The organism is Leisingera sp. G5_S3_59_S7, assembly GCF_054968485.1.
Window position 1 is genome coordinate 19543 of record NZ_JBQKUH010000043.1, and the last position, 18490, is coordinate 38032.

The 18490-nt window shown below is 59.5% G+C and carries 20 protein-coding genes; 5 read left to right on the plus strand and 15 right to left on the minus strand.

Going from position 1 to position 18490, the window contains the following annotated elements; genetic code table 11:
- Positions 1-55 precede the first annotated feature (55 nt).
- The 13 genes from ACTRWG_RS16825 to ACTRWG_RS16885 form a co-directional block, all read right to left on the minus strand.
- Positions 56-490 (minus strand): hypothetical protein, encoded by a 435-nt coding sequence (locus ACTRWG_RS16825; RefSeq protein WP_027237372.1) that lies wholly within the window; start codon positions 488-490, stop codon positions 56-58.
- Positions 487-1146, minus strand: coding sequence for a hypothetical protein (locus tag ACTRWG_RS16830; protein WP_027237371.1), 660 nt, complete (start codon positions 1144-1146; stop codon positions 487-489). The genes ACTRWG_RS16825 and ACTRWG_RS16830 overlap by 4 nt, the downstream gene beginning before the upstream one ends.
- A 169-nt stretch (positions 1147-1315) precedes the next feature.
- Entirely contained in the window at positions 1316-1690 is a 375-nt protein-coding gene (locus ACTRWG_RS16835) for a hypothetical protein (protein WP_154667814.1), read from the minus strand.
- Positions 1691-1889: 199 nt separating this feature from the next.
- Positions 1890-3236, minus strand: a complete 1347-nt coding sequence (locus ACTRWG_RS16840) for a phospholipase D family protein (protein WP_027237369.1) — start codon at positions 3234-3236, stop codon at positions 1890-1892.
- Between the two features lie 169 nt (positions 3237-3405).
- Positions 3406-3693 carry a hypothetical protein gene (locus tag ACTRWG_RS16845; RefSeq protein ID WP_027237368.1) on the minus strand — a complete coding sequence of 96 codons (288 nt, stop codon included), beginning with the start codon at positions 3691-3693 and terminating at the stop codon, positions 3406-3408.
- Positions 3686-4312 (minus strand): hypothetical protein, encoded by a 627-nt coding sequence (locus ACTRWG_RS16850; protein ID WP_154667813.1) that lies wholly within the window; start codon positions 4310-4312, stop codon positions 3686-3688. The genes ACTRWG_RS16845 and ACTRWG_RS16850 overlap by 8 nt, the downstream gene beginning before the upstream one ends.
- A 597-nt stretch (positions 4313-4909) precedes the next feature.
- Positions 4910-7195, minus strand: coding sequence for a VapE domain-containing protein (locus ACTRWG_RS16855; RefSeq protein WP_462829655.1), 2286 nt, complete (start codon positions 7193-7195; stop codon positions 4910-4912).
- Position 7196: 1 nt separating this feature from the next.
- Positions 7197-7436, minus strand: coding sequence for a helix-turn-helix transcriptional regulator (locus ACTRWG_RS16860; protein WP_118067767.1), 240 nt, complete (start codon positions 7434-7436; stop codon positions 7197-7199).
- A gap of 182 nt (positions 7437-7618) precedes the next feature.
- On the minus strand, positions 7619-8032 hold the full coding sequence (locus ACTRWG_RS16865; RefSeq protein WP_154667812.1) for a hypothetical protein: 414 nt from the start codon (positions 8030-8032) through the stop codon (positions 7619-7621).
- Positions 8032-8220 (minus strand): helix-turn-helix domain-containing protein, encoded by a 189-nt coding sequence (locus ACTRWG_RS16870; protein ID WP_209320216.1) that lies wholly within the window; start codon positions 8218-8220, stop codon positions 8032-8034. Before ACTRWG_RS16870 ends, ACTRWG_RS16865 begins: the two co-directional genes overlap by 1 nt.
- 106 nt (positions 8221-8326) lie before the next feature.
- Complete coding sequence (locus tag ACTRWG_RS16875; RefSeq protein ID WP_027237364.1) at positions 8327-9451, minus strand: integrase arm-type DNA-binding domain-containing protein; 1125 nt, start codon at positions 9449-9451, stop codon at positions 8327-8329.
- A gap of 304 nt (positions 9452-9755) precedes the next feature.
- Positions 9756-12239: a hybrid sensor histidine kinase/response regulator gene (locus tag ACTRWG_RS16880; RefSeq protein ID WP_027237363.1), complete on the minus strand. Its 2484-nt coding sequence runs from the start codon at positions 12237-12239 to the stop codon at positions 9756-9758.
- 25 nt (positions 12240-12264) lie between these two features.
- Positions 12265-12753: a putative pterin-binding protein gene (locus ACTRWG_RS16885; protein WP_027237362.1), complete on the minus strand. Its 489-nt coding sequence runs from the start codon at positions 12751-12753 to the stop codon at positions 12265-12267.
- A gap of 321 nt (positions 12754-13074) precedes the next feature.
- Between ACTRWG_RS16885 and ACTRWG_RS16890 the strand changes: the two genes are divergently transcribed.
- The gene (locus ACTRWG_RS16890) at positions 13075-13689 is read left to right on the plus strand and encodes a response regulator transcription factor (protein WP_027237361.1); all 615 of its coding nucleotides are present in this window, start codon (positions 13075-13077) and stop codon (positions 13687-13689) included.
- 27 nt (positions 13690-13716) lie between these two features.
- Here the strand turns inward: ACTRWG_RS16890 and ACTRWG_RS16895 are convergent, their stop codons facing one another.
- Positions 13717-14946, minus strand: a complete 1230-nt coding sequence (locus tag ACTRWG_RS16895; protein ID WP_027237360.1) for a cytochrome P450 — start codon at positions 14944-14946, stop codon at positions 13717-13719.
- Positions 14947-15117: 171 nt separating this feature from the next.
- Between ACTRWG_RS16895 and ACTRWG_RS16900 the strand changes: the two genes are divergently transcribed.
- From ACTRWG_RS16900 to ACTRWG_RS16910, 3 genes are all read left to right on the plus strand, one after another.
- The gene (locus tag ACTRWG_RS16900; protein ID WP_027237359.1) at positions 15118-15465 is read left to right on the plus strand and encodes a TfoX/Sxy family protein; all 348 of its coding nucleotides are present in this window, start codon (positions 15118-15120) and stop codon (positions 15463-15465) included.
- Positions 15466-15606: 141 nt separating this feature from the next.
- A complete protein-coding gene (locus ACTRWG_RS16905; RefSeq protein WP_008553983.1) occupies positions 15607-15777 on the plus strand; it encodes a YqaE/Pmp3 family membrane protein in 171 nt (56 codons plus the stop codon).
- Positions 15770-16291 carry a DUF4112 domain-containing protein gene (locus ACTRWG_RS16910; RefSeq protein ID WP_027237358.1) on the plus strand — a complete coding sequence of 174 codons (522 nt, stop codon included), beginning with the start codon at positions 15770-15772 and terminating at the stop codon, positions 16289-16291. The genes ACTRWG_RS16905 and ACTRWG_RS16910 overlap by 8 nt, the downstream gene beginning before the upstream one ends.
- Positions 16292-16367: 76 nt before the next feature.
- Here the strand turns inward: ACTRWG_RS16910 and ndk are convergent, their stop codons facing one another.
- Positions 16368-16790: a nucleoside-diphosphate kinase gene (ndk, locus tag ACTRWG_RS16915; RefSeq protein WP_027237357.1), complete on the minus strand. Its 423-nt coding sequence runs from the start codon at positions 16788-16790 to the stop codon at positions 16368-16370.
- A 200-nt stretch (positions 16791-16990) separates the two neighbouring features.
- Here ndk and ACTRWG_RS16920 point away from each other — a divergent pair.
- The coding region (locus ACTRWG_RS16920) for an ABC-F family ATP-binding cassette domain-containing protein (RefSeq protein ID WP_462829656.1) at positions 16991-18490 on the plus strand (1500 nt) is incomplete at its 3' end.

Genomic DNA, 18490 nt, shown 5'->3' on the forward strand with positions numbered 1-18490 from the left:
AAGGCCCGCACCAAATGATGATGCGAGCTTGGCAATCTTCTGAAATGGGCAGAACTTAAGGCTGCAAGCTCTTGTGGGCTTCGGCCACGTCCATGCTGGTGATACCGCCCCGCTCCAGTTCCTGCGCATCGTCACGGGTCTGCATCAGCGCCTTGCCCATGTCAGTATCAAGCGCCCGCAGGTAGGCTTTCTCGAAGGTTTCGCCGTCCTGCTGCATCGATTTGGCCAGCGTATCAAGCTGGGTTTCGGCGGCTTCACGGTTCAGCCGTGCGGCCTTACGCACATCTTTGGTCATGGTCTTCTCCATATTCGCCGCCGCTCGGGCGGTCTCCACTTGGTTTTCAAGCTGTTCGACCTCCAGGGCCAGTTCAGCGACTTCCTGGGCTTCGGCTTCATCACGGGCCAACCGCATCAAAGCGTCTTCCAGGTCTTTCTTGCGTGCTTCCAGCCGTGCCAACTCCTCGGCATGGCGTTGTCCTTCTTGGCTCATCGGGTGGCCTCCATCTTTTCCAGTTCAGCTTGTGCCTCGCGGGACACATATGGTTGCGGGGACGATGCCTTGATGCGGAGCAATTCGACACGGAGGCTTTCAGCCACCCGTGCCTCGGCATCAGCGAGGGAAATGGCGTGGCGTTCTCGGATCGGGGTATCGATGCCAAACGTGCGGGCGAGCTTGACGCCGCCCGACTGGATCAGAGCTTTCACCAGGGGTTCGGCGGCCCGGTTGTTCGTCAGCGCCCGCTCCACGGCGGTCAGGTCGCCACCGGCACCCGAAACCTGCCCAACGTCCTTTCGCAGGGCATCGGCGTAAGCATCCCACGAAGACGCCAAAGCATTGAGCGCATCGTCCACCGCAGCAGCGAGCTTGGCCCGCTTCGATGAGGCATCAAGTGCGGCCTCGGCACGACGCCGGCGATTGTTCCGTTCGGCACTTTCGGCAGCCCCTCGGCTGCGATCTTGAAGCTCGGCCAGGGCATCGTCCACGATTGCGATCCGTTCAGCCAATGCGGCTGCGGTTCCACCGGGCTTCTTCCCGGCAATCATGGCCTCTCGGGCCTCAATGCGGGCTTTGTCGAGTTCCCCGATCAGGCGTTCAAGCTCGGCTTTCAGTTCATCAATGCGTTGGTCCAGTTCCTTCTTGTCCATATCAGTCCTCGGTTCATTTGCGTCGGGGAGCCGACCGGCTAGCTGAAAAGGAGAAACATGCTAGCCGGCCGGTGTCGGGAAAGGAGTTGAAATGACCCAACAACAATACGATGCCGCGTTTGCCTGCTGCGGGGGACCAGCGTGTGACTGTGCAGCGTGAAATGCTGGCTTAGGCTTCGCCCATCAGGTCGAGTTCCATCTGACGGATAAGATCAACCGGTGCCCCTGGGGTTGAAAGGAATTGGCCAGGGTTGTCTTTCACGTCCGACCGATAAGAGCGCCAGCACCGAGGATTTGGGCAATCAATCCCGCTTTTAATGAATGCCTGCATCGCCGGTGTGACCCACCCTCTGGGAAAGGACATGCTGCCGTGGATGAACCACATGCCCACCAGCAATCTGACGGCATTGGCCCGCATCGAGAAATCCGAGGACGGCGGAAAATCCTCAAACGCCTCCAAAACCAACGCCTCAGCCGCTTGCTTGGTCTTGGCATAGGAGATTGAAGGCAAAGGCGGGATTGGCCGGGGCGGAGGTTCACTCATTCGGGGTTCTCGGGCGTCATTGGCGTCCGGAACACCGTGCCGCTACATCGTGGGCAAGTAAGCCAACAAGCCGCCCCTCTGACATTCGATCAATGAGAAACGTCCCTAAAACATATTGTTTTCTGAAGCATAGAGACCATCCAACTGCAGAAGCACAGAATTGAGCACAGCATCTGCGTCGGTGGCTGACCGATTCAAGCTATTGAACGTGAACAGTCACATCATATCCAAGGGCCTTAAGTGCCTTTGACGTTCTGCCATTTCTGGGCGGGTAATGGTCAGGCAATGCCCAACCGACCAACTCCCCCAAGGCGCTGATGCCGAGGCCGTCACTCTTGAACTTCGGATCATCTATCGCCTGCCACAGACGATCTGGCAGCTCATCCAATTTGCCGCCGTAGAAGATATACGAAAGCACCTCTTTAACATCCAGCCCGGCGTCCGTTCTTTGTTCCCAGATCGTCTTTGAGAGCGCGGCGACCTTTTGGGGAATGTCGTACGCCTGACCAGTTGACGGCAATCCGACCGAGGTATTTCTTACTCGGCGTGCATAGTCTTTGATCGAATGAACTGAATAGCAAACCTCCTTGAAGTCATCGTATTTCAAGGTTGGCAGGTTCTCTTGAGACAATGCGTTTCTGAGGAACGGCGCAGTGGTGTTTAGCATGACGTCTTCGCCTTGAGGTGCAGCCTTAAGGCCAGCCCACCACCTGAGCGCTTCCGCTCTGGCTATGTCCGGATTGGATTTGTTTCGATCAAAGAAGTCCAGATAGCGTGCCTTCTGCCCTTCGAAGGTCTTTTGGTAATAGAAGGCATGTAGGAATTGGTCGGCCTGTGCACCGGATGGAGCGTCGTCAGCGATCCAAGCTGGACGGTTTTCAGGTAGAATTACCTGGCTGCTAATGTCTCTGAGTATTTGAAGGGTCGAGTACCACTCGGCAAGAAAGCTATCCCTCTTTGCATCAATGGCCTTTTTAGGCGTTGTGGTGACTAAACCGTGCCAGTTGTTTACGCTGGAGTTGGTCCAAAACGCCTTGTCGTCAGGCTTATTGCTAGCCAGATCTTTTTGGCGTTTGACCATCAGGTCGAACAACTCCTGCGTTAATGGCGTGGCGTGCTTGTCGAGAACCGAGAACATCTGCAATATATCGCTGGCCAAATTGTCATCAATGTCTGGCTCTTGGATAAAGAAACCGGCCTCCACATTTCTGTTCCACGCGCTATCCGTCAGATTTGCGGAGCCAACGTAAATACCATACCCCCGCCACCAAATGACTTTTGCATGGTGTTTCTCAACAAGCTTGCAGGTGAATTTTGCCGACTTCCTAGTCAAGAACTTGGAAAGAACGTTTGTGTTGACCGCAACCTGTGAATCCAGCCGCCCATAGAATTTCAAAGGAATGTCGTGTTTGATGCACCAATCGAACAAAAGGGAATTGTCGGTGGCATAAGCTACAGCGGCCAAGACTTCCTCTGTATCTTTGGCCGCATTTTCGGTGATATTCCGAAGGTAGTTGCCGTTGATAGCTCCCAAAATCAATTCCATGAAACATCCCGCTAAAAACTTGCCTCTCAGGCAGCACGCGCCAGTTGCGCTGTGATGTCAACAGCATTTGATCGAGGATCAGCGGGACAGCTTGGGAAAATCATATACACAACAACGACTTAACAGCCAGATTCACTGGCGAACACCGCACTGAGCACAGCCGAATGGTTCAAATATCCTCAAAATAGGGCGTGGCTACGATCCATTCGACCAATTGAGTGCGGGTTTCATCGTCAAGGTCCTTGCGTCTCTCGACTGCCCCGATTGCTTCGTCTCTCACCTTGGCGGATTGCCAGGGAACAGGATCGCGGTTGGCGGTCATCTCCGCTAGAAGCCCATCGTCTGGGTCATGCAAATAACCCAAACATATGCGCATGGTCTCGCCGCCATCGGCAAATGCTACGGTGGCAACGCCGCCAGGTCGCACCAGGTTTATCTGGTTGATCGGATCAGTCATCAGATGTTCCCCCGGTCTCCTGTGGCGTCCCCTGGACGACTTCGGCGTCGATCGTATCGTGTCGCTTACCCAAAACCGTATCGGTCACCACGGGCCTCCGTACAGCCCCTTCAGGCTGAACCAGCCTGGGTTTGGCCGGCAGGGAGGTTTGAACGCTCGTGGAATTGTTGATCTGGACATTGGTTTGGGCAGGTCCATCGACGGAACTCATCCGCAGGGATAGGAGTTTGTTCAAGACGCGGGGATCGACGCTGGCCGTCTCGAAGCGGTAAACCGGCTCGAAGTCGTCATCCAATTCGGGGTCGCCCGTCTCAGGATCGAAGCACTGAACCCATTTGCCAGTCCCCATCTCCAAGGCCGTCTGGACCACCCGCATGGTCAATTCTTCCTCGAAAGCTGCCAAGGCCTCGTCCCAAGCCTCCGCAAAATCAGGATGCTTTGCACGCCGGTCATAGAAGGTCCGCCGGGTCAGGCCAGTCATATTGGCCGCATAGGTGATGTGGCCGAACTGACGGAGATAAAGCAGAAACTCGTCACCCTTCTCGCCATAGATGGGGCGGGTGATCGCTGCAATCTTGGAAGGCATCCGCGGGTCACTGGCCGGTTTGATCCGGTTCATCCTCATCAAGCTCATTTGGGTGCCTATTCTGTCTTCATCACTGTGCTTGGCTGAGGAAGGTGCCGATTAAGCCCTTGAAGTCATTCACGCCCCAGACGCCAGAACGCCCAATTCAGTATCAATGGGACGGCCTATCTGTGCGGGCTGATAGCCTCAGGTTTTTCACGGACAGCATCCTCAACGCCGTTCGAGGTCAGAATGTCGTGTTCCGTTGGAGCCGTATGCCAGCGATTTACAAGGGAGTGTGCCGGCTCACAACGTTGTGCAGTCCCGGTCTTCCAGGCTGGAAGATTTCTACGTCAACAAGGCGTTTTTGGAGCTTTCCGTAACGCATTGTTTTTATTGCTTTGTTGACGACGTTGATCTTCGTTGACCGTTTTCGCTATATATATCCGGATTGCACACTGCCCCTATGTCCTGGTCCGTGACCTATGCCTAATCGGCTTATTCTACCAAGATATATTGCTTTAAGATCAACATGATCAACATCGTCAACAAGTGTTCCGAAACAAGGCCTTAGAAGCGACGCCTCAGGTCAACAAAGATCAACGACCGTCAACGCCGTGACCGAATTGATACGCTCCGATTGCCAGAACGTCACTCATCGGCTCGGACATACCCTGCCGAAACACGGCCACCCAACCTGACGCCCCGTCTGTGCTTCCAGCCCAGGGTTTCCATAGAACGCCGCAAACGCTGCGCATGGCCCTTATTCTGCCGGTCGCTTTCCAAGCCGAGATAGCTGAGCAGGTCCTGGGTATGCACCTTGTCGGCGGGGGGAGGCTCACGCAACGGTGAGGCAACCCGCTTCCCATCGATCATTTCTTCGGCATAATCACCCGTGCCAGTCTCAAAGGCCTGCCGTTCCGTTTGCCGATAGCTGAGCATGACAGCCAGCTTATCAACCCAAGGATCATCAACCGTTTCATCTGCCTGGCGTTCTGCTGCCATCGACCACAAAGGCTCGGGCAATACGTGACCGATGCCCGATTTGAACAATGCATCAGCTTCGGCCCAGAGTTGGTCCCGGTGCTCGGCAATCCAGCCCAGATCAACCCTGGACCCGGAGGCCATTTCCAACGGCCAGAAACGCCGAGCACCCGTTGGGTCGCTCAGGTATCCGCCTTCGTTCACCGTGCCCGCAAAAACAACACGGCGTTGATGATCTTCGGTGTTGCGACCATAGGGTGTCCGATACCTGTCTGTGGCTCGGGACATGAACGCCTTGAGAACGTCCATGTCACTTGCCCGAAGACCGGCCAATTCGGCAAACTCATGCACCCAGACACCTTCCAGGTTCATGGCTGCATCCTTGTTCCTCAGATCACCAAGCTCTGCGTCACTGAACCAATCCAGGGAAAACAGGTCCCGAATGCCCGTAGATTTCAAAGAGCCTTGCGGCCCCTTGATGACTGGCATCGTGTCCAGCTTGCAGCCGGGTTGCCTTTGACGAGATACGGCCCCGACCATAAAGCATTGTGAGACGGCCTCGGTATATTCGTCCCGGCCACATTGAAAGGCAACAGTGAAGAGGTCTTTCACCCGGCTTGTCCCATCCCAAGTCAGGCTATCCAGATAGTCCAAGATCGGATTGAACTTGTAGAAATAGGCAACCGTTGTGATTGCGTCCTGCACGTTTTCCTTGGACGGCTGGTAGTCCTTACGCTGGTGCTGTTCCATCAAGAACGTGCGGGCCAACAAGAGCAACTTGTCAGTCAGCACACGGCCATAGCCTTCACCCCAGGGCAATTCACCCATCAGAACAACCCGCTGCTTGAGCTCGTCAAACCTTGGATCGAGCTTGGAGCCGGTAATTGCCTTCAGGGCATTCTTCGCTGTGTCGGGGGCTATGCCGATCTTCTTGTTGACGATCAAACCACCTTCATGCACCGGCTTCCTCTTGGGCGTGGTTATTGCCCCTGCTGGCACTCCGGTTTGGTCCAGGTCGTCGTCGAAATCATCTGCTGCCGGCGTTCTCGGAATGGCGTCTTCGGCCCCTGCGTCTCTCAGAAGTTTATGCAGGGTGCGGAAAGTTATACGATTTCCGTCATTGTCGGCGTGAAGGCTGTCCCATCGGATGCCGATCAGGGTCCCGTGATCGGCATATGCGGGGTCCTGTGTGCACCAATCCACAAACTCCTGACGGCCCTCCCCTGCCGTTGCATGGTGGCAGGCCTGCATCAAAGTGAGCCAATCGTCGTGATCTGAAAAGTCGGCTGGGTCCAGATGTTCAAGCATCTGAGCCAATTCTTCCTGATCGTGCTCGCCCCCGCCAGTTGCCACGCTGCCTGACGGTCTTCGGATCAGATCGACAAGGGCCTTAGGTGCAGCCTCAGCACCGAAAGCATCAAGCTCAGGAGTGCCAGCCTTCCATGTGTAGGTTTTCAGGGTGTCGGGATGGATCGAGCCAGGAGCAACAACCTGACGGCCAACCGTTTTGAACTCAATGCCGGGGAACTGATCGTTTAGGCTGTCTCTGTTGGAAACATCCTCTGGCTTGGTCATGTAGATGTGGAGGCCACCCGAGCCGGTTTCCACGGTCGAATAGAGGTCCGGGTCCATGCCAGTCCAAAGAACCAGTTCGACAAATGGGTTGATTGGGGACGCCAAGGTCTGTCCCTCAGGAAATGCCCGTGGGTCCACATCCAAGACCATTTCAAAGGGTCGCAGACGAACGCCCACATTATTCCCTGCCTCCATATGCTTGATTTGGTCTTGGGATTTATAGGCTCGCTTTATCCAGTTGCGATCAATCGGAGACTTGCCCCGTTTGCGTTTCTTGCCCTTAATCTCATCTTCGGCCGAGAACTTATGCAAAGGGAGAAGCTGGTATCCACTGGCCAGCAAGGGCGTCAGTTGCGAAGCATCGGTATGAACACCCATTTCAAGCCCCCGCACGATTGGCGTTGTAGGCCTCAATCACAGAACGCTCATAGAAAACGGCCGTCCCGATCTTTACGTAATCAGGGCCAGCATTCTTGTATTTGGTGTTGTTGCGGCGATTGCGGAAGGCCATCAGCGTGGTTGCCGGATGCCCGGTCAAGGCTGCGGCTTCCTTCGTCGTCAGAAGGTCTTTCAATGGTGTGCCAGAAGGCTTGGGGGCGTTATCTTCATTCTCAGGCATGGCAGGCCTCCTATATGCTAAAGTATCGACCGGATTGTCCTGCTAGGCGGCTGTGGCAATCCGGTCTATCGATCAGAACAATACCGTGCCCAAATTCCCCCGCATACCAACACTTGACCCGCACGCAACGAACGCTGGCGTAGGGAAATCTTTAGCCTCACCCTCAAAGCGGATCGTTGGTCTTAGGTCACATGCTGGTGGAATTGTCTTGCCAGTTCCGCCTCATGGACACGCCACCTGTTCGGCTCACGTCTTGCGGCTTCGTCCCGCAAGTATCCGTTTTCCCAGAAATTCACGTTGTCTGCATTCGAGTTGATCGCATCCAAAGCGGTGCCGAATTGAACGGTTATTTTCCCCTGCTCGTCTTGCATCCAATCAATCGGGAGAAGACCCAGAAACTCGGCAAGCAATCGAAGACAGGCATCGTCAAAGCCGTTGAAGCCCGCAGCCCAACTGGCCTCGATCACCTGCTCAACCGGATCGGTGCTGTCCAATTCAGCCTCTTGCAGGAGCATCTTGGCCATCTCGTACCGGTCTTCTTCGTCGGAATAGTCCGGCATCGGGTCTCGGTGCTGTGTGACTGTAATCGTTCGCATCACGCTGCCCCCGACATCATAAAGGCGTCCAGGTCGTCACGGTGATAACGGACAATTCGGCCAACGGTCCGGTAAGACGGGCCAGTGCCCTTGCTACGCCAATTGTGCATGGTGCCAGGTGAGACCGAAAGGTATTTGGCGGCGGCCTCGGTTGTCATCCAAGGGGTGTCAGTGTGTGGGGTGCTCATGCTGATAACTCCAATATCCAAGTGCGTCCAAATGGACAGCGATGAAATCAGGTTATCAGCTTGCAAGGTCTTGATATGCCAGCGAGTTAAGCTGGCGTACCATCATTCACGCAATGCCTGCCTTGGCCAAAACCAAATCCTCTAAGGCTTGTGAATGGGGACGAAGGGCTTCAACCAAATGCGTCTGATGCACATACCCGCCAGAAGCCCCTGGAAGCCTTTGACCCAACAGAAGCGCCCCTTCTGCATAAGGCACACCAGCGGCAATCATCATCGTCCGAGCATGGTGGCGAAGTGCGTGCGGAGACGGAACACCAGCCCGCTTTGGTTCTGCAACATGGCCTGTGGCTGATCCGGGTGACGGCCAAAGCCAGGGCGAGTTTAGAGGCTCGTCCTCCTTCATTCTGGCCCTCAAGGTTTCGGTCAACCAGCGGCCGGTTGGGAAGGACCAAGCTCCACCTGTTTTCATATGGGTAAAGGTCAGAACGCCAGCCTCGGTGTCGAAGTCGGCACATTTCACACCAAGCAGAGATGTTCTCCGTGCACCCGTCAAAAGGAACGTCCGTTGCAGGTCACGCATCAAGGGAGACATAGCTTCGGTGGTGGACCAGAAATCGGCCATGTCCAGTTCCCCGACTTTCCGCTTCGGGGTTGCAGGGACACGGAGGGCATCAACCGGGTTTGCCCCAATCGTCTCGTCATTGCGACGGGCCGTATTCACAAGAGCTCGAACGGTGCGCATGACCGAACCACCCGTAGTCTTGCCGTGACGCTTTGTGAGTTGGTCCATAAGCTCTCGGCAGTCCTGACGCGTAATGTCAGCCACTGCACGACGCCGAAGACGCCCAAGGTAGTTGTCCATATGGTATTGGTAATTCCTGACCGTAGCATCGGAAAGTTCCCGCTCTTTTAGATGCTCCTTCAGGGCTTGTTCCAACGTGATGCCGGTGGACTCCGGCCCCGCCGTGGGATCAACGCCAGACTGGATCGTGGCCATGAGTTTTCGGGCCTCATTTCTGGCCTCGGCCAGTCGGATATGGTCAGCACGTCCGATCTTGACCCTCACGGTTCGAACGTGCCGTTTTTCCCGGCGGACGTCGCTTTGCACAGAAAAGGTCTTGCAGGTCTTATGGCAGATGCACATCAGCCCTTTCACATCGGTATCCCGATGGATGCCCGAGCCAAGTGGAAGGTCCCTGATACGGGCCTCGGTGAATTTGAATATGGTCATGGAAAGTACAGTCCCGAGTACAGTGTTTGCGATTAATCCAGGTGGGCCTGGATGGTGCTACCGGGATGATATTGCTATGTTTTCAAGGGGTCGTACGCCCCGAATGAGCCAAAATGGACCATGATTTACTCGCAATCTCAGACTGTTAATCAATTGGTCGTAGGTTCGATCCCTACCGCCGGAGCCAGATTTACAGGGGTCAAAGTAGAGATGCTTTGCCCCCTTTTGGCTTGCCCCAGCCGTTCCGATTCGGCAGCCTCCCCCACTCCTCCCAGATGCTCCGCCAAGAACGGCTGCCGCACCGTCAGGAATGCAGATGCGGCGCCAGGATCATTGACGCACTGGCCCAAGCCTGCTGGAACGGTGCCAAGGGCGGGTTCTCTCCCAGCTCCGCCTTTTCAATTGCCAGCATCGCCCTGCGAAGATCCGACAACCCCAGCACTGCTGCCGATCCGGCCAGCCGGTGCGCTTCTTTGCGCTGGGGGTCCTCCAGCACCGCAGCGCTCAGAAGCGTGTCCTGCAACTGGCTCACCTCATCACAGAAGGAAACCAGGAAGCTGCGCGCCCGATCCTTTCCCAAGGCCTCGAAGAACTGGTGGATATCGGATTCGGTTCTGGGCAGCGCCTTGACCCCGCCGCCGGCCCGGCGGGCAATCACATCTGCAAGTTCCGCCTTGTTGACCGGCTTGGTCAGCACCTCGGCAAACCCTGCCTCCAGAATGCGGGCATGGTCCTCCGCTGCGGCATGGGCGGTCAGCGCAACGATGTCGGTGCCCTCGGCCAGCTGCCTGGCGCGGATCCGGCGCAGCGCCTCAATCCCATCAACCTCCGGCATGCTGATGTCCATTAGAATAAGGTCGAACCGGCCCTCCCCGGCCGCCTGCACCGCCTCGGCACCGCCCGGCACCGCGGTGACCTGGTGCCCCTCCTGGCCTAGCAAGGTGGCCAGCAGCTCGCGGTTGATGTCATTGTCCTCCGCGATCAGCAGCCGGCAGGCCCCCTTGTTCCGGGGCTGGTCCTGTTCGGCCTGCCGCGGCGGCGCTTTGGCCGCGGGCAGAGCCAGTGCAATGGTGAACAGGCTGCCCTCGCCCGGCTCGCTTTCGCAGGTGATGGAGCCGCCCATCGCCTCCACCAGGCGTTTGGTGATCGACAACCCCAGCCCGGTGCCCTCCCTGCTGCGGCCATAGCTGGCATCCAGGGTAATGAAATCCTCGAAGATCCGGTCAAGGTTCTCCGGCGCGATGCCCTGGCCGGTATCAGCCACGCTGAACTCCACCGTTTCGCCATCCGGCAAACGCATCACGTCAATGCTCACCGCGCCTTCTCTGGTGAATTTCAAGGCGTTGCCGATCAGGTTCAACAGCACCTGCTGCACCGCGCGGGGGCGGCCGGCGACCACGGGTTTCCCACTCAGGCTGCAGTGCAGCGACAGGTCGATCCCCCGGCCCTTGGCACTGGCCTGCTGGCTCTCAACCAGGCCGCTGACCAGCTCTTCCAGATCGAAAATCCGCAGTTTTTCCGAGTCAGCACCGGCTTCCAGCCGTGACAGCTCCAGCACGTCATTGACATGATGAAGCAGCAGCTCGCCCGAAACCCGCATCGCCTGCAAATAGCGGCGCTGCTCCTGTGTCGGCCCGGTGCCCTCGATCAGGTCGATGGCACCCAGCACCCCGGTCAGCGGCGTGCGCATCTCGTGGCTCATCACCGTCAGGAGATTGTGCTTGGCCCGCTCGCCTGCCAGCGCATCATCGCGGGCGCGCCGAAGCTCCTCTTCCGCTGCGATCCGCTCGGATATGTCCCGCAGGAAGCTGACAAACACCATGTCGGTGCCCGATTGGCTGACCGAGACCGACAGCTCGACCGGAAACAGCTCGCCGGATTTGCGCCGCGCCTCAAGCTGCAACCGCCCCTTGCCCGCAACCCGCGCTTCGCCGGTTTGCAGGAAGCGTTTCATCCCGGCCTTGTGCGCCTCCTGCAAATGGTCCGGCACGATCAGGTTGACCATCGGCTGGCCGACCGCCTCTTCGCGGCTGTAGCCGAAAACCGATTCCGCCGCGCCGTTGAAGGCTTGGATCCGCCCGTCGGCGCCAACCACCAGAATCGCGTCCAAAGACGAGGCGATCATTGCCTCCATCCGCGCCGCGGCCCGGCTGCGCTCGATCGCCATCTGACGCCCCTTGCGGTACAGCCGCCCGAGCATCAGCGCCGCCAGCGCCAGCGCCAGCACCAACGCCAGCACCACCCAGCCCAGCCGGGACAGGATAGTGAAAAGCTGCAGCCGCTTGTCCTTGGTATCGTCAACCTGCAGGACAACTCCGAACAAGGCCAGCTCACGCACGTCGGCGCTGTTTGCCTCCAGCTCCGCCTCAAGCTTTGGCAATCCGTTCAAGAGCGCCTGATCGCCACTGTCCACCACTGCCGCCATCCGGTCCAGGCGGTCCTGCATCTGCTGCAGCAGCCCCGCCCCGCCCTGGCTGCGGCGCAAGTCCGCAAACAGAGGGCTTTCGCGGAAGGTCGCGATCCGGCTGTAATAAATGTCGAACTGGCGCCGCAGCCGGGCCAGATCGGCAGGCGTGCGCGCCGTCAGCACCGCGGTCTGCAGCTTCAGATGCTCCACCTCGGCCTGGGACAGGTTCCACTGCATGTTGTCAGTGGCCGCGGTCGACAGCCCGTCTAGCTCCTGCAGGACCTGATGGCCCAGCCGCACCGACTGCGCCGCCAGCGCCGCAGCGATGGCCAGCACCAGCGCCAGAACCCAGCGCGGTACAGATGGAAACCCGTGAAGCATCAGCAGCCGGCCCCCTGCCCTCCGGTCACGGCTGGATCACGATGCGGTCGAGTTGCCAGATGCTGCGCGAATAGACCTCCTCAGTCCTGTAGGCCGGGTTGCTGTCGTAGGGGTACACCACCCACAGCGGCCCCTTGTTGCGCAGTGACATTTCCGCGCCATTGCGTTCAAAGGCAACAATCGGTCCGCCCTCAACCGCGTCCGACACCGGGATGTCCACCGAATAGTCGTTCACAGCATGCGCCACCATCAGGCCGCCGCTCACGCCCATCCGCGCCATCAGAACCGCCAGCGGCACGCCGGTGAACTGCTGCGGGCCGGTGGTCCAGATGGTTTCCGTCTCAAAGGTCACGGGATCCAGCGCGCGCAGATCCTCGATCGTGTACTGCGCCGACGGCTCTGCCGCGCCGTCCATACGCACGGACAGCAGCACCCGCGGCTCTTCGCCTGCGAAAACAGCTGCGGCACAGGTCATGACCACCAGGGCAGCCAGCACCGCGGCCCTCGACATAATTCCTCTCATTCCAGCTCTCCTCATGCCTTCATCGACTTCCCCGGAACCATGCCACATCGGCGCAGCCCGGAAACCGGCACCAGAGGATAGGATCCTGACCTTCCGTATAGGGTGCCCAGCCGCAAGCGTAGCGCCAGCACCCTAATGTTGGCTTACCGGCCGCCGCCCGGCCGGCCTAATATCAATAAAATTCCGGCAAACGCACAGGAGCAGCAACAGATGTCCTATTACCAGGCGGGCGCGCAATCCCCAGTTGACAGTTTTGAAACACTTGTGGCTGTAGACTGGGACCGTGAGTTGAAAAACAGGTCCAGGGGCATCATGCGAATTTTGCTGGCAGACGATCACGACATGGTACGGGAAACCATCTCCGCCTACCTCCGGTCCGAGGGCGGCGCCGAGGTGGCGCTGGCCACCGATCTGTCCGGCGCGATCGAACAGATTTCCGGCCAGGGCCCGTTTGACCTGGTATTGCTCGACTACAACATGCCGGGGATGATGGGGCTCGACGGGCTGGCCAGGGCGCTGGCGGCCAATGGCGGCAAGGGTGTGGCCATCCTCTCGGGCAGCGCCCCGGCCCGCACCGCGCAGGAGGCGCTGGATGCGGGCGCCATCGGCTTCATCCCCAAGACCATGGGGGCGCAATCGCTTCTGAACGCGGTCCGCTTCATGAGCGCCGGCGAAATCTATGTGCCGGTCGATCTGATGCGCGAGGAAGCGGCGGCCAGCACCCACCCGCTGGCCAAGAAGCTCAGCCCGCGGGAACTGGAAGTGCTGAACGGCCTGTGCCGGGGGCAGTCGAACAAGGAAATCGCCCGCGATCTCGACCTCCAGGAGGTGACCATCAAGCTGCATGTGCGCACCCTGTGCCGCAAGCTGGATGCCAAGAACCGCACCCAGGCAGCGCTCACCGCCAAGGAAGCCGGACTATTCTGATTGAGGCACCTGCCCAAGGGAAATGAATCAGCGCACCCTGGCAGGCAGGGCCGCATAGCCCCTGAACCGGATCCGTCCGCCCGGCACCCGCCCGGGCAGCAACTGATAGTGCAGGAAGCGGCGCAGAAACCGTTCAATTGCGATCTTCCCCTCCAGCCGCGCCAGCGTCAGCCCGACGCAAACATGCGGGCCGCCGGCAAAGGCAAGATGGCGGTTGGGGCTCCGGGAAATATCGAAAACCGCCGGCTTTTCAAACACCTCCGGATCACGGTTGGCAGCGCCGATCACCAGATGCAGATTGGTTCCCGCCGCCACCCGGTGGCCGCCAATTTCCACCTCTGCGGTGGTTTCCCGGTTGCCCAGCTGATTGGGTGAGCGGAACCGAAGCATCTCTTCAATCGCGGGTTTGATCAGCTCCGGCGCCTCCAGCAGCCGCTGCTTCTGCTCTGGGAAGTCATGCAGCAGTGCCAGCCCGTTGCCGATCAGGTTGGTGGTGGTCTCGTGACCCGCATTCAGGATGAAAATGCAGTTCTGGATCAGTTCGATCTCGCTCAGCGTGCCCTCGGCCCCCTCGCCGCGGATCAGCCGCGTCAGCACATCTGTTTCGATATCGCCGGGGCAGGCCCGGCGTCGGGCAATCAAACCGCTAAGGTAGTCCTTGAACTCCTCCACCGCCCGGTGCCCGGCGGCCAGTTGCTCAGCGCTCAATACAGGCTCCAGCGCACCCAGGATGGCCAGCGACCAGTCGCGCAGCGGCCGACGCTCCGCCATTGGCACATCCAGCAGGTTGCCGATGATCTGGATCGGGATGGAGGCGGCAAAATCGCCGATCAGATCCGCTTGCTCTTTGCCCGCCATCGCCTCCAGCAGATGATCCACCGTTTCTATCAGCCCCGGCTCCATCTTGGCAATCGCCCGCGGGGTCAGGGCTGAGGTCATGATCTTGCGCACCCGCGTGTGCAGCGGCGGGTCGGAGAACACCAGCGAGGTGGTGTGGTGCTCGAACAGCGGCGAGCCTGCGCCGTATTTGGGGGCAAACACCTTCTTCTTGTCCGAAGAAAACAACGTGGTGTCGCGGTAAATCCGGTCCAGATCAGCATGGCGGCTTACCAGCAGCGACCCGTCCGGCTGCGGCAGCACCGGCGCATCGCGCAGCAGAGCGTCGTAATAGGGAAAGGGATCCTCCGCAAACCCCTCCGGCGGGTTCGCCAGATCAAAACCCTCCACATTCACAGTTGCTTGCTGGCTTTCCTTCATCGCCGCTCTCCCACCGGTTCCGCTTGCCTTGACCGCAAGGCTTTCTGGCGGATTTGCGACTGTCAATCGGGCAGCGCGGCAAAGGACCCAGCGTCAGGGCGCATCTGCGCGGTTAACGAATATGGCAGTTTCCGGCGTGACAACTGCGCCCTCAGCGGATAGAAACAAACCATGAACACAGCCATTTCCTCCATCCGCAATCTTGGCCCCGCTTACGAGGAAGCCTGCCACCGGGCCGGTATCACCTCGGCTGAAGACCTGCGCGCCATAGGTGCCGATGCGGCCTATGCCCGGCTGCTGGAAACAGGCACCCGGCCGCATTTCATCGGCTATTACGTTCTGGTGATGGCACTGCAGGGCCGCCCCTGGAATGATTGCAAGGGCAAGGAAAAGGAAGAGCTGCGTAAACGCTTTGACGCGATCAAGGCTGAAACCCGGCCACAGCACAGCTCGAAACTGCTGGCGGAGCTGGACGCCATCGGCGTCCGCGCCGTGCCTGCTGACCTGAAGCCCCTGTAAACGGCGCCGCAGCGCGCGCCGCCCCCTGTCCGCGCCCGCCGTGAAATGACAGCTGTCAGCCGCAGCGCCGGTTCCTATGCAACTTTTTCCGGGTTCAGCCGTTAACCATACAGCAATGCGTGCAACAGAAGGAGTACCGGCATGGACCTGATCCGCATCATATTCGCAGTACTACTGCCCCCGCTTGGCGTTTTTCTCCAGGTTGGGCTTGGCAAGCACTTCTGGCTGAACATTCTGCTGACCCTCCTGGGTTACATCCCTGGCATCGTGCACGCAGTCTGGGTCATCGCAAGGACACCGAGCCATGCCTGATCTGCCGCAACACCATGAGGCCAAGCTGCAATCGCTGGAGCGCCTGGCGCAGCGCATGGACCGGGCGTTCCGCATTCCCGGTATCGGCCTGAGGGTCGGCTGGGACAGCATCGCAGGTCTGGTGCCCGGTATCGGCGATGCCCTGGCACTGGCGCCGGCGGGCTACATTCTGTACTCCGGCTACCAGCTGGGCGCCTCCACCGGCACGCTGGCCCGGATGGCGGCGAATACCGGCATCGACGCCGTCATCGGTTCTGTGCCACTGGTGGGTGACCTGTTCGACGTTGCCTGGAAGTCGAACACCCGCAACACAGAGCTGCTGCGCCGCGACTTGGAGGACTCCGCCTCAAGGGGTGAGCCCCTGCCCAAGCGCCTTGGGCGCCGGGCATTCTCGAAACTGACTGCGCCGCGCGAGTTCGGCCGCTCGCTTTCCTACGCCAGGAGCAGGACGGGCCCCGAGCAGCAACAGCCTGTTATCCGGCAGCACCCGCTGAACCGGTTCCTCGACCCATGAAAAACTCGACCCATGTAAAAGGGGCTGCAAGCCTAACGCTGCAGCCCCTTCAATTTTTGTCCCGCTAACCGGGTGATCAGCCGACCAGCTCGATGCCGGAGAAGAAGTAGGCGATCTCAACGGCTGCGGTTTCCGGAGCGTCGGAACCGTGGACGGAGTTTTCGCCAACCGATTCAGCGAACTCGGCGCGGATGGTGCCGGGTGCTGCGTCTGCCGGGTTGGTGGCGCCCATCACTTCGCGGTTCTTGGCAATGGCGTTTTCGCCTTCCAGCACCTGCACAACAACCGGAGCGGAGGACATGAACTCGCACAGTTCGTCGTAGAACGGACGCTCAGCGTGCACTTCGTAGAACTTGCCTGCCTGTTCCTTGGTCATGTGGATGCGCTTCTGCGCCACGATGCGCAGGCCGGCTTCTTCGAACTTGGCGTTGATTTTGCCGGTCAGGTTGCGGCGGGTTGCATCGGGCTTGATGATCGAGAAAGTGCGTTCCAGAGCCATTTGGCATTCTCCTGATTGATGGGCCGCAGGGCGTATCCCCGGGCCGGAAACTCCGCGCGCCGCGTAACATGGCTGAACGCGCTTGGGAAGCCGTTTTCGAGGCGTGCGAAACCGCGCGTGCCTCCTGCGAGGGTATTTTCATCAAGAGTAAGGCGGCAGGCCGATTGACAGCCTCCGGCACCTGCGCCACACCGCTGATCATGTTACGCATTCAGGACATCACCTATTCGGTCGAGGGCCGCCCGCTCATCGACAGCGCATCCGCCACCATTCCCACCGGCCACAAGGTTGGCCTGGTCGGGCGCAACGGCACCGGCAAGACCACCCTGTTCCGCCTGATCCGGGGTGAGCTGGCGCTGGAGGGCGGCAGCATCTCCCTGCCGTTCAAGGCCCGCATCGGCGGTGTCGCGCAGGAGGTGCCGTCCTCCGATGTTTCGCTGACCGATACGGTGCTGGCCGCCGACACAGAACGCGCAGCCCTTCTGGCCGAAGCTGACAGCGCCAGCGACCCGGCGCGGATCGCTGAAATCCAGACCCGTTTGTCCGACATTGATGCCTGGTCGGCAGAGGCGCGGGCTGCCTCGATCCTCAAGGGCCTGGGGTTTGACGACGCCGACCAGAAACGCCCCTGCTCCGATTTCTCCGGCGGCTGGCGGATGCGGGTGGCACTGGCGGCAGTGCTGTTTGCCCAGCCCGACCTGCTGTTGCTGGACGAGCCGACCAACTATCTGGACCTCGAAGGCGCGCTGTGGCTGGAAAGCTATCTGGCAAAATACCCGCACACGGTGCTGATCGTCAGCCATGACCGCGGCCTGCTGAACCGGGCGGTGGGTGCGATTCTGCATCTGGAGGACAAGAAGCTCACCCTTTACCAGGGCCCGTACGACACATTTGCCGAGACCCGCGCGGCGCGGATTCTGGCGGCCCAGTCCGAGGCGAAAAAGCAGGAGGCCCGCCGCGCCCATCTGCAAAGCTTCGTTGACCGCTTCCGCGCCAAGGCCTCCAAGGCGGTGCAGGCGCAGGCGCGCCTCAAGATGATCGCCAAGATGAAGCCGATCACCACCCCGCAGGAGGCAGCGCTGCGCGCCTTCACTTTCCCCGAGCCGGAGGAAATGTCCCCGCCGATCATCCATATCGAGGGCGGCATCACCGGCTATGGCGAAACTGAGATCCTGAAACGCTTGAACCTGCGCATCGATCAGGACGACCGCATCGCGCTCTTGGGCAAGAACGGCCAGGGCAAGTCGACGCTGTCGAAACTGCTGGCCGACCGGCTGCCGCTGATGGCCGGCAAAATGACCCGTTCCAGCAAGCTGCGCATCGGATATTTCGCCCAGCATCAGGTGGATGAACTTTATGTCGATGAAACCCCGCTGGACCACCTGCGCCGCCTGCGCCCGGATGAAGCGCCTGCGAAATGGCGCGCCCGGCTGGCGGGCTTCGGCCTTGGCGCCGCACAGGTGGAAACCGAGGTCGGGCGGCTGTCCGGCGGCCAGAAGGCGCGGCTCAGCCTGCTGATCGCCACCATCGACGCGCCGCATATGCTGATCCTTGACGAGCCGACCAACCACCTGGACATCGAAAGCCGCGAGGCGCTGGTGGAGGCCCTCACCGCCTATTCCGGCGCGGTTATCCTGGTCAGCCACGACATGCACCTGCTGAGCCTGGTGGCGGACCGGCTGTGGCTGGTTTCGGACGGC

Excerpts from the sequence above, each read along its gene's own strand:
- ACTRWG_RS16825 (WP_027237372.1), bottom strand. The coding sequence starts at position 490 with ATGAGCCAAGAAGGACAACGCCATGCCGAGGAGTTGGCACGGCTGGAA.
- ACTRWG_RS16830 (WP_027237371.1), bottom strand. The coding sequence starts at position 1,146 with ATGGACAAGAAGGAACTGGACCAACGCATTGATGAACTGAAAGCCGAG.
- ACTRWG_RS16835 (WP_154667814.1), bottom strand. The coding sequence starts at position 1,690 with ATGAGTGAACCTCCGCCCCGGCCAATCCCGCCTTTGCCTTCAATCTCC.
- ACTRWG_RS16840 (WP_027237369.1), bottom strand. The coding sequence starts at position 3,236 with ATGGAATTGATTTTGGGAGCTATCAACGGCAACTACCTTCGGAATATC.
- ACTRWG_RS16845 (WP_027237368.1), bottom strand. The coding sequence starts at position 3,693 with ATGACTGATCCGATCAACCAGATAAACCTGGTGCGACCTGGCGGCGTT.
- ACTRWG_RS16850 (WP_154667813.1), bottom strand. The coding sequence starts at position 4,312 with ATGAACCGGATCAAACCGGCCAGTGACCCGCGGATGCCTTCCAAGATT.
- ACTRWG_RS16855 (WP_462829655.1), bottom strand. The coding sequence starts at position 7,195 with ATGGGTGTTCATACCGATGCTTCGCAACTGACGCCCTTGCTGGCCAGT.
- ACTRWG_RS16860 (WP_118067767.1), bottom strand. The coding sequence starts at position 7,436 with ATGCCTGAGAATGAAGATAACGCCCCCAAGCCTTCTGGCACACCATTG.
- ACTRWG_RS16865 (WP_154667812.1), bottom strand. The coding sequence starts at position 8,032 with ATGCGAACGATTACAGTCACACAGCACCGAGACCCGATGCCGGACTAT.
- ACTRWG_RS16870 (WP_209320216.1), bottom strand. The coding sequence starts at position 8,220 with ATGAGCACCCCACACACTGACACCCCTTGGATGACAACCGAGGCCGCC.
- ACTRWG_RS16875 (WP_027237364.1), bottom strand. The coding sequence starts at position 9,451 with ATGACCATATTCAAATTCACCGAGGCCCGTATCAGGGACCTTCCACTT.
- ACTRWG_RS16880 (WP_027237363.1), bottom strand. The coding sequence starts at position 12,239 with ATGCTTCACGGGTTTCCATCTGTACCGCGCTGGGTTCTGGCGCTGGTG.
- ACTRWG_RS16890 (WP_027237361.1), top strand. The coding sequence starts at position 13,075 with ATGCGAATTTTGCTGGCAGACGATCACGACATGGTACGGGAAACCATC.
- ACTRWG_RS16895 (WP_027237360.1), bottom strand. The coding sequence starts at position 14,946 with ATGAAGGAAAGCCAGCAAGCAACTGTGAATGTGGAGGGTTTTGATCTG.
- ACTRWG_RS16900 (WP_027237359.1), top strand. The coding sequence starts at position 15,118 with ATGAACACAGCCATTTCCTCCATCCGCAATCTTGGCCCCGCTTACGAG.
- ACTRWG_RS16905 (WP_008553983.1), top strand. The coding sequence starts at position 15,607 with ATGGACCTGATCCGCATCATATTCGCAGTACTACTGCCCCCGCTTGGC.
- ACTRWG_RS16910 (WP_027237358.1), top strand. The coding sequence starts at position 15,770 with ATGCCTGATCTGCCGCAACACCATGAGGCCAAGCTGCAATCGCTGGAG.
- ndk (WP_027237357.1), bottom strand. The coding sequence starts at position 16,790 with ATGGCTCTGGAACGCACTTTCTCGATCATCAAGCCCGATGCAACCCGC.